This window comes from Flavobacterium fructosi, from assembly GCF_042787335.1.
GTDB lineage: Bacteria > Bacteroidota > Bacteroidia > Flavobacteriales > Flavobacteriaceae > Flavobacterium > Flavobacterium fructosi.
Genome location: NZ_JBHZQA010000008.1, coordinates 19954 through 31750, shown reverse-complemented (window position 1 = coordinate 31750; position 11797 = coordinate 19954). Strand labels below are relative to the sequence as shown.

The 11797-nt window shown below is 34.4% G+C and carries 8 protein-coding genes; 1 reads left to right on the top strand and 7 read right to left on the bottom strand.

Annotated elements, in window-relative coordinates; all coding sequences use genetic code 11:
- Positions 1-52 precede the first annotated feature (52 nt).
- Complete coding sequence (locus ACFX5D_RS12200) at positions 53-868, bottom strand: alpha/beta hydrolase (protein WP_379858459.1); 816 nt, start codon at positions 866-868, stop codon at positions 53-55.
- A 60-nt stretch (positions 869-928) separates the two neighbouring features.
- Between ACFX5D_RS12200 and ACFX5D_RS12195 the strand changes: the two genes are divergently transcribed.
- Positions 929-1330 carry an excinuclease ABC subunit B gene (locus tag ACFX5D_RS12195; protein ID WP_379858458.1) on the top strand — a complete coding sequence of 134 codons (402 nt, stop codon included), beginning with the start codon at positions 929-931 and terminating at the stop codon, positions 1328-1330.
- On the opposite strand, the gene uvrB is transcribed toward ACFX5D_RS12195, so the two are convergent.
- From uvrB to ACFX5D_RS12165, 6 genes are all read right to left on the bottom strand, one after another.
- The gene (gene uvrB, locus ACFX5D_RS12190; protein ID WP_379858457.1) at positions 1327-3318 is read right to left on the bottom strand and encodes an excinuclease ABC subunit UvrB; all 1992 of its coding nucleotides are present in this window, start codon (positions 3316-3318) and stop codon (positions 1327-1329) included. The genes ACFX5D_RS12195 and uvrB overlap by 4 nt on opposite strands.
- 127 nt (positions 3319-3445) lie before the next feature.
- Positions 3446-6460, bottom strand: a complete 3015-nt coding sequence (locus ACFX5D_RS12185; protein ID WP_379858456.1) for a TonB-dependent receptor — start codon at positions 6458-6460, stop codon at positions 3446-3448.
- A gap of 218 nt (positions 6461-6678) precedes the next feature.
- Entirely contained in the window at positions 6679-7635 is a 957-nt protein-coding gene (rlmF, locus tag ACFX5D_RS12180) for a 23S rRNA (adenine(1618)-N(6))-methyltransferase RlmF (RefSeq protein ID WP_379858455.1), read from the bottom strand.
- A gap of 97 nt (positions 7636-7732) precedes the next feature.
- Entirely contained in the window at positions 7733-8395 is a 663-nt protein-coding gene (locus ACFX5D_RS12175) for a thiamine diphosphokinase (RefSeq protein ID WP_379858454.1), read from the bottom strand.
- Between the two features lie 52 nt (positions 8396-8447).
- On the bottom strand, positions 8448-9269 hold the full coding sequence (locus ACFX5D_RS12170) for a DUF4249 family protein (protein WP_379858453.1): 822 nt from the start codon (positions 9267-9269) through the stop codon (positions 8448-8450).
- A 5-nt stretch (positions 9270-9274) separates the two neighbouring features.
- A complete protein-coding gene (locus ACFX5D_RS12165) occupies positions 9275-11683 on the bottom strand; it encodes a TonB-dependent receptor (protein ID WP_379858452.1) in 2409 nt (802 codons plus the stop codon).
- Positions 11684-11797 lie beyond the last annotated feature (114 nt).

The following is an 11797-nucleotide window of genomic DNA, read 5'->3' as shown; positions in this document are numbered from 1 at the left end:
ATCTGATTTAGTACTTAAAATTATTTGTATTTATGTTTTACATGAAGAGGAATTAATAACCAAGCCATAAAACTGCTTTCACAAAACCATCGCGCCATAACTTTTCATTGTGTTGTCCTCCTTTTACTATTTTCTTTTCATTCAAATTTAAGCAATTACATCTTTTAGTATTTATCAAATATTCCATTTTATTGAGGTCGCTCACCATAGAATCATCATCTCCTTCTTTATCTCCACAAAGGAAATAATATTTCGTTTTTTGCTTTTTATTTTTTTCTTCTAATTCGAAAATTTCCTTGCGGTTAATCCAAAAAGCGGGTGAAAAAATTCCTGCTTTACCAAATACTTCAGGATATTTTAAAGTAGCGTAAAAGGAAGTCAAACCACCTAAAGAACTTCCCATGATAGTGGTGTTTTTTTTCTCAGATTTTGTTCTGTAAGTTTTATCAATTTGTGGCTTCAACGTTTTTACGATGAATTCCAAATAATCAGTTGCTTTTCCGTCACCATATTTTGCATTTTTATAAGGCGTTAATTCCTCTAAACGTTTGTCATTTCCATGTTCGATTCCTATGACAATGACTTGTGCATTGAGACTATCCAATTTTTCATCAACATTCCATTCACCAGAATAGGAAGTTTTAGCATCAAATAGATTTTGGGCATCGTGCATGTAGATCACGGAGTATTTCTTTTTTGAAGATAAGTAATTTTTAGGTAGATATACCCAGATTTTCTTTGCAGTTTTAAGTTGTGGCGCCTCTATAGTAAAGGTAGAAACCTGTTTTGATGCGGTGCTTTGTTGAGCGAAATTTTTTACTGTCGCAAAAAGTAGTATGATAAGAATTAACTTGAGCTGTTGAATCATTACTGGTATTTTGTGGTTTTATTTAAAAAAAACAATATTTTAGCTAAAAATAATAATTTCATGGATACTTACGAGGAAAAAAGAAGTTTACTTTTAGAGATGATTGCTTTTTCTACTGTTGACGGAAAATTGCATAAAAGAGAATACGATTTTTTGTTTATTGTTGCCAATGAATTAAACATAGTAAAAGGAGGATTCAATGATTTGTTTCATCAGGAACTACCCCAATTACCAATTAAATCAAATTTTCAACGTATTCAACAATTTTATAGACTCGCTTTGTTAATGCATAGTGATGGAGTTATACATAAAAAAGAAACTATCGCTATCCAACAAATAGCCATAGACATGGGACTCAATCCAGAAGCTACAAAACGTATTCTTCAGTTAATGAAGGAAGCACCAAATGTAATTATTGATGCCGAAGTTTTATTGACTGTTTTTCAGGAAGAACAGAATTAAGTTAATTGTCCTTGCAGCGCTTTTATTTCATCACGTAATTTTGCGGCCTGCATAAAGTCCAATTCCTTTGCCGCTTTTTCCATGTTTTTTCGTTTTTCACGAATGCGTTTTTCTATTTCAACTTTTGATAAATATTCAGTAACAGGTTCGGCTGCAGATGAAAGAGTATACCCTAATTCATAATCTGCTAAAGGATTTTTGGTAAAGGCGCTCTCGATTTTTTTATTCAAAGCTTGAGGAACCAAATTATTTGCAGTATTGTAATTCATTTGTTTGGTTCTGCGATAATTGGTTTCATCAATGGTTTTTTGCATACTATTGGTAATTTTATCGGCATACATAATCGCTTTTCCATTCAAATTTCTCGCAGCGCGACCAATTGTTTGTGTAAGCGAACGATGGCTTCGTAAAAAACCTTCTTTGTCTGCATCGAGAATAGCCACTAATGAAACTTCGGGTAAATCCAAACCTTCACGAAGTAAATTTACACCAATCAACACATCAAAGATTCCTTTTCGTAAATCTTGCATGATTTCTATACGTTCCAGTGTGTCTACTTCAGAGTGAATATAACGGCAACGAATATTGACTTTTGTTAAATATTTGGCTAGCTCTTCTGCCATTCTCTTGGTTAAAGTGGTGACCAAAACACGTTCGTCAATTTCAGCCCGAACCTGAATTTCTTCAATAAGATCATCAATTTGGTTTAAACTAGGTCTGATTTCAATGATGGGATCCAATAGTCCTGTAGGACGAATCAGTTGCTCAACAACGACACCCTCCGTTTTTTGTAATTCATAGTCTGCCGGTGTTGCAGAAACATAAATCACTTGGTTCTGCATGGCTTCAAATTCATCAAACTTTAATGGACGATTGTCCATAGCAGCAGGAAGACGGAAACCGTATTCTACTAAGTTTTCTTTTCGGCTTCTGTCTCCACCATACATAGCGCTAACTTGAGATAGTGTCACATGGCTTTCGTCTACTACCATTAAATAATCTTTTGGGAAATAATCCAATAAACAAAAAGGTCTTGTGCCTGGCAAACGTCCATCCAAGTAACGGGAATAATTTTCAATCCCGGAGCAGTAGCCGAGTTCTCGAATCATTTCTAAGTCAAAATTGGTACGTTCTTCCAATCGTTTTGCTTCCAGATGTTTTCCTATTTCTTTGAAATAATCGACTTGTTTTACTAAATCTTGTTGAATTTCCCAAATAGCATTTTGCAAAACATCTGGAGACGTCACAAACATATTGGCGGGGTAAATCGTCAGTTTTTCAAATTTTTCAATTACTTGAGAATTCTTTGTATCGAAACTTTCGATTTCTTCGATTTCTTCTCCAAAAAAATGAACTCGATACGCTTCATCGGCATAACTGGGATAAATATCTACGGTGTCACCTTTTATTCTAAAACTTCCGGGATTAAAATCGGCTTCAGTTCTGGAATATAAACTTTGTACCAGTTGATGCAATAATTTAGTTCGGGAGATGATTTGTCCTTTCTCAATTGGAATCAAGTTTTTCTGAAATTCGATAGGATTTCCAATACCATACAAACACGAAACCGATGCCACTACTAAAATATCTCTTCGTCCAGAAAGCAACGAAGCGGTTGTTGACATTCGCATTTTTTCCAATTCTTCATTGATAGATAAATCTTTTTCAATGAAAACACCCGTTACAGGCATGAATGCTTCGGGCTGGTAATAATCGTAATAAGAAACGAAATATTCCACGGCATTATTTGGAAAAAACTGTTTGAATTCCGAGTACAATTGTGCCGCTAAGGTTTTATTATGTGCCAAAACCAAAGTGGGTCTTTGCACTTCCTGAATCACATTGGCTACCGTAAATGTTTTTCCAGATCCCGTAACTCCCAATAAAGTTTGGAATTTTTCACCATCAATAATCCCTTGGGTCAATTTTTCAATCGCCTGGGGTTGGTCGCCCTTAGGCTGGTAATCAGATACTACTTGGAAATTCATTTAAAAAATGGACAAAGGTTAAGAGGAACAAAGGTACAAAGTTTGAATTCTTTTTTTACCAAAGTTTAAGCCAAAAAAAAACCATCAACTTTTTGTTGATGGCTTTCCATATTCTAAAAATATTTTTCTAAAAACTGAAGCTCAATCTGGCAAAAACAAAACGACCGTTTTGACCAAATTGAGATGTGTTTCTTGAATATACAAATTGATTTGCATTTGATAAATCGATTGTCGATGGAGCAGCTGTATAATCGATAGCTCCTGACACTAATCTAGGTTTGATTGCAGTTTGCGTTCCAAGATTCATATCTGGATAAATATCAAAAATATTATTAGCTCCAATAACAATTTTTGCAGCATTGGTAATTTTGAAACCAACTGACAAATCAGTAATAATTTTTGCTCCCCAGATTGGGTGCTCAATTTCTACTGGTTGACCGTTTACTACAATACCTTCAACTCTTCCATCTCCATTTACGTCTGCTGTATTTGGATCTGTTACTTTACCAAAATAAACGTTTCTCAAGAAGAAATCGAATTTTCTGTAAGAAAGTGAATTTGTTAAATTAGCTTTAACTCTTGGCACTGCTTCTTGAAGATAAATTCTTGAGGATTCTGAATAGTATCTGTTTATCTGACCTGCTGCTTCAAGTATCGGTGATGCGTGTATTGAACCGACTCTTCTTGTATTAGAAATAGTACCAGATAAATCAGTTTTTAAAGATAACCCTTCACCGAAACTTGTTTTATGGCTAATTACAACATCAATTCCTTTTGACTCCGTGTCAATTGCATTTGCAAAGAAAGTTGCTGCAGTTGCTCCTGCGGCATCAAAGTATTGTTTAGTAACAGCATTCGAAGTAAATTGATCTGTAAGAACGACTCTGTCATTTATTTTAACAACATAGGCATCAGCTGTTAAAGTGATATTAGCATCAGGTATTTTTGCAGTAAATCCAATACTGGCACTTTTAGATTCTTCTTGTTTTAATGTTGGAATTCCTAAAGCTTTTGCAACTGGAGAGTCATTGCTAAAAGTTCCAACTTCAAATGGAACACCGCCTACGAATTGAGTAGCTGTTGAATTAAAATAGATTTGATGTAGCGATGGGGCTCTAAATCCAGTTGAAACAGCACCACGCAAATTGATGTTATCCGTTAGTTTGTAACGAGATGCCACTTTGAAATTAGTTGTATTTCCAAAATCAGAATAATTCTCAAAACGAACAGCTCCATTAACTAACCATTTGTCAGTAAGATCTAATTCTAAATCAGTATAAACGGCTACACTATTACGTCCCTTGTCAATGGCATTTGCAGGTCTGAAACCCGGGAATACTTGTGCTCCACCTGGTCTATTAGCACCGTAAAAATCAGTAACTTTAATATTAGCAGGGGTTGTCCCCGTAACTGCTGTTCCATTGATGTCATATAGGTTATATGAATCTGGTTCACCAGCATTGATATTAAAGTTTTCATGTCTGTATTCAGCACCAAACGCAACGTTCAGTCCTTTCATAACATCAAATTTTCTATTCATATCAAAATTGGTTGTATTTTGATAGAAACCTAAACCTCCAGCATTAAACTGAGTTGCAGATTTTTCTCTTAAGGAAGCATTAACCGTGTTTTCGATGTTATAATCAAAAGTATTTTTTCCAAAAGTATTACTTAAATCAAAATTCCAGTTTTCGAATAAAAGACCTCTAAGACCAGCGGCTACAGATACATCGCCAATTGTAGAATGAATTTCTGGTAAGAAGCCGTTTGGATATAATCCGGTATATGATCTGGCTTGATTTGGTTTTCTGTAAAAACCTGCAGCTTCGCCGGTTCTATAGCTAGTTCCGCCAAAAGCATACACTTCTAATTTATCATTGATTGGATAAGCGGCGTTCAAAAAGAATTGGGCGCTTCTCAAAGAAGATTGTCCAACTCTCATATTGAAATCTTTTCTTTCAAGACTTCTGTACGCTAATTCTCCTGCTGTAGCATCAAAGTTTAATGCGGTTTGCATTTGAGAAATAGTTAGAGCACCTGTTATAGCAGTTTGTTGCGACGCTGTAAAATAACCTACTTGCGGAGCAAACTGTTTTATTGTGGTAAGTATTTGTGTTGTATTAGGTGTATTAGTAATGTTTCCAAACAAGGCATTAATGTTTGTTCCAGCTTCAGCAGCTCTTTGTTCAACGGCATTGTAGGCATTAAATAAATTACCGGTCACATCTTTAGCTCGGCTAGTCGCATCTCTAAGTTGAAAACTGGCAGTTGCATTAATAAAGCTTTTCTCTTTACCAAGACCTGTTCCGTAGTTTAAGTCTAATTGGTAATTGCCACCATCAATACCACCAGTATGGTCATTAGCTCCTTTTGAAAGATTTCCTCCTCCAAAAAGGGCAACATCTAATTTATTGGTGTTTTTCTTGACATTAATATTGATAACCCCAGCTATGGCGTCAGATCCATACTGTGCGGAAGCTCCGTCTCTCAACACTTCGATTTTTTCGATAGCAAAAGCAGGAATCGCATTTAAATCTGTTCCTACAGATCCTCTTCCCGGTGAACCATTAATATTTACTAAAGAAGAAGTATGTCTTCTTTTTCCGTTAACCAATACCAATACTTGATCCGGTCCTAAACCTCTTAATTGAGCCGGGTCAATGTGATCCGTTCCATCAGCTACAGTCGTAGTATTTGATGTAAACGATGGCGCAACCATGTTCAAGATTTGGTTTAAGTTAACTTGTGGACCTTGTGAAGCAATCTCTTTCATGCTGATTACATCAATTGGTACAGCAGATTCTGTGACCGTTCTGGTAGGATTACGTGAACCTATTACAACAACATCCTGTAGTGTTTCTCCGCTTCCCATCAAGGTAACGTTTAATGTAATACCTGTTACAGTTACCGATTTAGTTTCCAGTCCCACATATGAAAATTGTAAAACATTCCCTGTTTTAGCAGTAATTGTAAACTTACCGTCCGCATCTGTAGTTGTACCTTTGGTAGTTCCTTTGACAAGTACGGTTGTACCTGGTAAAGTAGCATTAGAGTCGTCAGTTACAACTCCTGAAACTTTAATTTCCTGAGCAGTTAAGCCTGCCGAAAAAAGAAAGGTCAGAATAAAAAATAATTTTTTCATTTTTGGGTTTTTAAGATTGTGACGGCTAAATTACTACTAAAATAACGTTAATTTTTATAAAATAATCAGAAATAGTCCATAAATAATGGATTATCATTATTTATGGACTATTTTATAGAAAAAGTAAAAGGATTTGTTTTTTTTGAAAATACAATAATTATATTATTGTAGACAATTTTTGACAATTAATAAGAATAAGAAGTAATAAAAGTTATTTTTTAAAATTTCCAGGCTTTCTGTTGTGCTTCGCTCAAAAAAGTCCATGCTACAATTCGGCTTGTTTTTTGGCCTTGAGCCATATCAATTGTCTTTATCTCCGCTGTACTTACCTTGTTTAACGTTTTGTAAATACTGGACAGATTATCTCTTTTGGAAATGAGTGTAGTAAACCAAAGACATTGCATTGGATATTTTGCGCTTTCGTAAATCATTTGGGTAACAAAACCTAGTTCGCCACCTTCACACCATAACTCGGCATTATGGCCACCAAAATTCAAAACGGGTTTTGTAGTTTTTGTCGCGAGGCTTCGGGATTCTAAATTGTTTATTTTTCGCACGGAGCTTTTAGTGGCTTCATCTTGGGAAGCATGAAAAGGAGGATTGCAAATAGTAAATGTAAATTTATCTTCTGGAGTGATTATGTTTTTAAAAATAAAACGGGATTCCGTTTGTAATTGCAAACTAATTGGATCAATTAACTTTGGATTTGCTTCAATAATTTTTTTACAATTTTGAATCGCATTTTCGTCAATATCTGTACCAACAAAACTCCAGCCATAAGAAGCGTTTCCTATTATAGGGTAAATACAGTTCGCACCAATGCCGATATCTAAACCTTGTACTGTTTCTCCTTGTGGAATGATTCCGTTATTGCTTGAAGCTAATAAATCAGCTAAATAATGAATGTAATCAGCTCTTCCCGGGATGGGAGGACAAAGATAGTTTTTAGGGATATCCCAATCTTGTATGTCGTAATGACTGATTAATAAACCTTTGTTTAATGCCTTGACAGCATCTGGATTACTAAAATCGATCGTTTCGATATTGTGCTCATTGACAGCAACAAAATTTTTTAATTCAGGATTGTCTTTGATTAATTGTTCAAAATCGTACCCAAATCTATCAAGATTTCTCGGATGTAAATTAGTTTTTTCGGTAATTGTTTTCGCTTTCATTTTCTATAATTCGGATGCAAAGATAGTCAATCTCTTTTTGGCAAGATATAAGAAGCATTTAATAGATTATGCTTGAGTATAAAATTGTTTTTCAAGATCAATCTATGCATTCCATCATTAATAAATCGCCTTCATTGTGTTCTATTGTAACGATACCATCTTTGGTGACGTGATTGCTGCTTCCGGTTCTATACCCAATAGTTAAACTGTCATCTTTTAACGGATAAAATAAATTATCAGAATGAATTCCGTTAACGTGGCCAATGGGAATTAACGAAATGGGTGTATTTGCAGAGTACCATTTTTCGAATTTGTTGGGTAGCAAAAAAATTTTTGAATGGTCGTCCAGAATAACAATTTTCAATAGATTCCTATATCGAACAATATTTGTCAGATTGGTAATCGTATGATCTGCTCTTCTACCAGTTGCCCAAACTACATTTACCGCCGGGATTTTTCTTTGAATTAAATAATCAAATGCTTTTTCTAAATCCGTTTTATCTTGGTCCGGAGTATGAATAATTTCTATAGGGTATTGGGAAGTTTTATATTGTTCGGGATCAAATCCGCGATCGAAATCACCTAAAAGCACATCGACTTTGATATCTAATTGCATGACTCTTTCCATGGCAGAATCTAATACAATTACTAGGGGAGACCATTCTAGTAATTGTCCTAATAATTCCGGATGGCACGCGGCGCCATTAGCAATTATTAAAGCCGGTTCTTGGTCGTCGCGAACGATGTGATGTGAAGACATGGTTAATTATAAGTTATAAATTACAAATTAAAAATTATGAATACAAATATAGTTATTCAATCTTGTAATTCTTAATGTCAACTTCGCTTAGGGAAAAATAACCCAAAGGATAATCCGCTACATTTGTAGTATTAATGATATTTCCTCGAACTGTTGCGGGAGGAGACTGAAATGGACCTCCGCCATTATTTCCGGCAATGCTGACCAGAACACTCATGTAATTATAATAGGTTTTAGAAATGCCGTAATGGATGACTTCTATCTTGTCTCCTACTTTTAAATCATTATTTTGGGAAATACTGAAGAATCTGTTGCCGTTAAAAAACTCGTCTTGATCTACATAAAAATTTGATTTAATTTGATTGGAATAAATGTATTTATACAAATAATAATTAGGTTCACTAGCTGGATCAGTAAAGTAAGACTTAATTTCTATTGTGTTTCCGGTAAATCCACCATTATTGTTTTGAATGATTTCTGTTATTGGGGCAACTGATTTTAAAGATTCTTTGGCATTGTAAGTTGATCCATTACTAATGATTGTTAACGTATAAACTTCATTTAATACCGGAACAAAATTATAGCAGACATAATCTCCTTTTATTGCCGATTCAGTAAAATCGAAAATAGTGTTAGAGCTATTTTTTATGTAAACAGTAGCTCCGGAAACCTTTGGAATTTGATTGCTGTAAAAATCAGTCGTTGTGGTTAATGTGATTTTTTGTTGATTTCCTGATGTTCCTTTTTTCCAGTTTATTGATGCTTCTATGACTAATTTTGGAGTAGCTGTATTTAAATTTACTGGAATAACATCTTCACAGCTATATATAAAGAGTGCCAGAATAATAACTAATAGTGATTTTATTTTGTTCATGATAATTAAAATTTGAAGTTATAACTAACGGCTGGAACTATTCCGAAAATGGAAGTTTTTACCGCCTCATTATTACCGGTATCTGTGTTTTGTCGGAAATTGATGGAAGCCGCATTTTTCCGGTTATACAAATTATAAATGCTGAAAACCCATTCTCCTTTCCAGTTTCTATAGGCATTTTTTCTAGGTGTCAATGTTGCAACAATGTCGAGATGATGATAAGCCGGAAGACGATTTTCATTCCTCAAGCCATAACTTGGTACGTTTATTCCCAAGTATTCATATTGCCCGTTTGGATAAGTTACGGGTTGTCCGGTTTGTAAAGCAAAATTGGCTCCAAAAGACCATTTTTCATTCAAATTATAAGAACTGGTAATAGCAATATTGTGCAATTTATCGTACACTGAATTGTACCATGCTCCATTGTTTATTCCTTTTTCAACAGCTGTTCTTCCCGGAGTTTGCTGCGCAGATTTAGATAATGTATAGGAAATCCAACCGTTAAATCTGCCTTCGTTTTTTCGGAACATTACTTCTAATCCGTACGATCTTAATTGTCCGTTGAGTATCACTTGTTCAATGGCTTTGTTAGCTATCAAATTTGCTCCGTCTATATAATCCAATCTGTTTTTTACTTTCTTGTAATACGTTTCCACTTCAAGTGAATACATTCCGTCTTTAAAATTTTTGAAATAACCCAAAGCCACCTGATCAGCAATTTGTGGTTTTATAAAATTATCACTTGGCGTCCAAACATCAAGCGGAGTAGGAGATGAGGTATTTGAAATTAATTGTAGATATTGAACCATTCTGTTGTAGCTGGCTTTTACAGATTGGTCGTCATTGATTTGATAGGCAAATGAAAAACGGGGTTCCATATTATTAAAGCTTTTCATAACTTTATTCTTCTTATAGAATTTTGTTCCTATGGGCGTCGCTTTTTCATAAATCTGTAAATCCGGATTGAATGTTACCGGATTGTCATTTTCATAAATATTTATGGTTGATTGTCCTAAACGGTAAAACATGCTGTAACGAATTCCGTAAGAAAGTGATATTTTATCCGAAATTTCATGATCAGCATTAATGTATAAGGCAGGTTCGAAAGCGTATTTTTTATCTAATTGGTCAAAATTAATCCCGGAGTCAGCGTCAGACGGTTTGATGGTTCCCGGATTAAAATCGTAGTAAATAGCATTTACACCATAATTTAATTTGAAAGAATCTGAAATGTAATTTTTAAAATCGTATTTAATATTGTAATTTTTGATTCCAGAATCCCATTTAAAACCAACAAAATCAAGATCTAAACCATAATAGTAGTCACTGTAAATCAGCGATAAATTCGAAAATAATTTATCTGAAAATAAATGATTCCAGCGCAGATTTAAAGTGGAGTTTCCATAAATATTGGTAAAACTTTTGTTTAAGCTAAAGACATCTCTCCCGAAATATCCCGATAAATACAAGTTGTTATTTGGATTCACTTTGTAACTCAGTTTGGTATTCAAATCATAGAAATAGGCAGCGTTGTTTTTTTGTTCTTTGGATAGTTTCAAGAATAAATGCGCATAAGAACTTCTGCCACCAATAAGAAAAGAACCCTTGTCTTTTACTAATGGTCCTTCGACCAAAATCCTACTCGAGATTAATCCTATTCCTCCATTAATATGAAATCCTTTGCTGTTGCCATCCTTTTGATAAATGTCTAAAACTGACGAAGCTCTTCCTCCAAAACGAGCTGGAATTCCTCCTTTGTATAATTTTAAATCTTTAATGGCATCCGGATTAAAAACGGAAAAAAAACCAAAAACGTGGGAGGAGTTAAAGATGGTTGCTTCGTCCAATAGAATCAAATTTTGGTCTGCGCCACCACCGCGAACATTGAATCCTGAAGCGCCTTCGCCAGCATTGGTAACACCGGGAAGCATTAAAATAGATTTAAGAACATCAACCTCTCCAAGTACAACTGGCATTTTCTTAATGGTCGAAATAGAGAGTTTATTGACGCTCATTTCCGGTTTTCGAATATCAGTTTTGGTTTTATTATCGGTAATAATAACTTCTTTTAAAGCTGTTTCATTACTGAATAGCTTGAAATTATTTTTTATGTTTTGGTTTAAATTTATGGATTCTTCAATGTTTTGGTATCCCAAATAAGTGATTTGAATTGCATAAATTCCTTGTGGTAAAGTAATGGAGTAAAACCCATATTCATTGGTAGTAACGCCCGTTTTTAACCCCGAGATTACAATGTTTACTCCAATTAAAGTTTCGTTACTGTTAGTATCGGTTATGATTCCGCTTAGCGTAAATTTTTGCTTCGTCAGGTCGCGTATGTTTGTATCTTGTGAAAAAGTAGCCAGAGAAGATAATAAAAGAATAAAAAAGACAATATTTTTCTTAGTAATCATTTCTTAGATTTTGATTTTGCAAATTTGAACTAATGGAAGTTAATTCTTGTTTAACAATTGTTAATGTATTGCTAAGATAAAAAAAAAGACAACCGTTTTGGGTTGTCTTTTGTA

Bases quoted from the DNA above. Each gene is read 5' to 3' on its own strand.
- ACFX5D_RS12175 (WP_379858454.1), bottom strand. From the start codon at position 8,395: ATGTCTTCACATCACATCGTTCGCGACGACCAAGAACCGGCTTTAATA.
- ACFX5D_RS12170 (WP_379858453.1), bottom strand. From the start codon at position 9,269: ATGAACAAAATAAAATCACTATTAGTTATTATTCTGGCACTCTTTATA.
- ACFX5D_RS12185 (WP_379858456.1), bottom strand. From the start codon at position 6,460: ATGAAAAAATTATTTTTTATTCTGACCTTTCTTTTTTCGGCAGGCTTA.
- uvrB (WP_379858457.1), bottom strand. From the start codon at position 3,318: ATGAATTTCCAAGTAGTATCTGATTACCAGCCTAAGGGCGACCAACCC.
- ACFX5D_RS12200 (WP_379858459.1), bottom strand. From the start codon at position 868: ATGATTCAACAGCTCAAGTTAATTCTTATCATACTACTTTTTGCGACA.
- ACFX5D_RS12165 (WP_379858452.1), bottom strand. From the start codon at position 11,683: ATGATTACTAAGAAAAATATTGTCTTTTTTATTCTTTTATTATCTTCT.
- ACFX5D_RS12195 (WP_379858458.1), top strand. From the start codon at position 929: ATGGATACTTACGAGGAAAAAAGAAGTTTACTTTTAGAGATGATTGCT.
- rlmF (WP_379858455.1), bottom strand. From the start codon at position 7,635: ATGAAAGCGAAAACAATTACCGAAAAAACTAATTTACATCCGAGAAAT.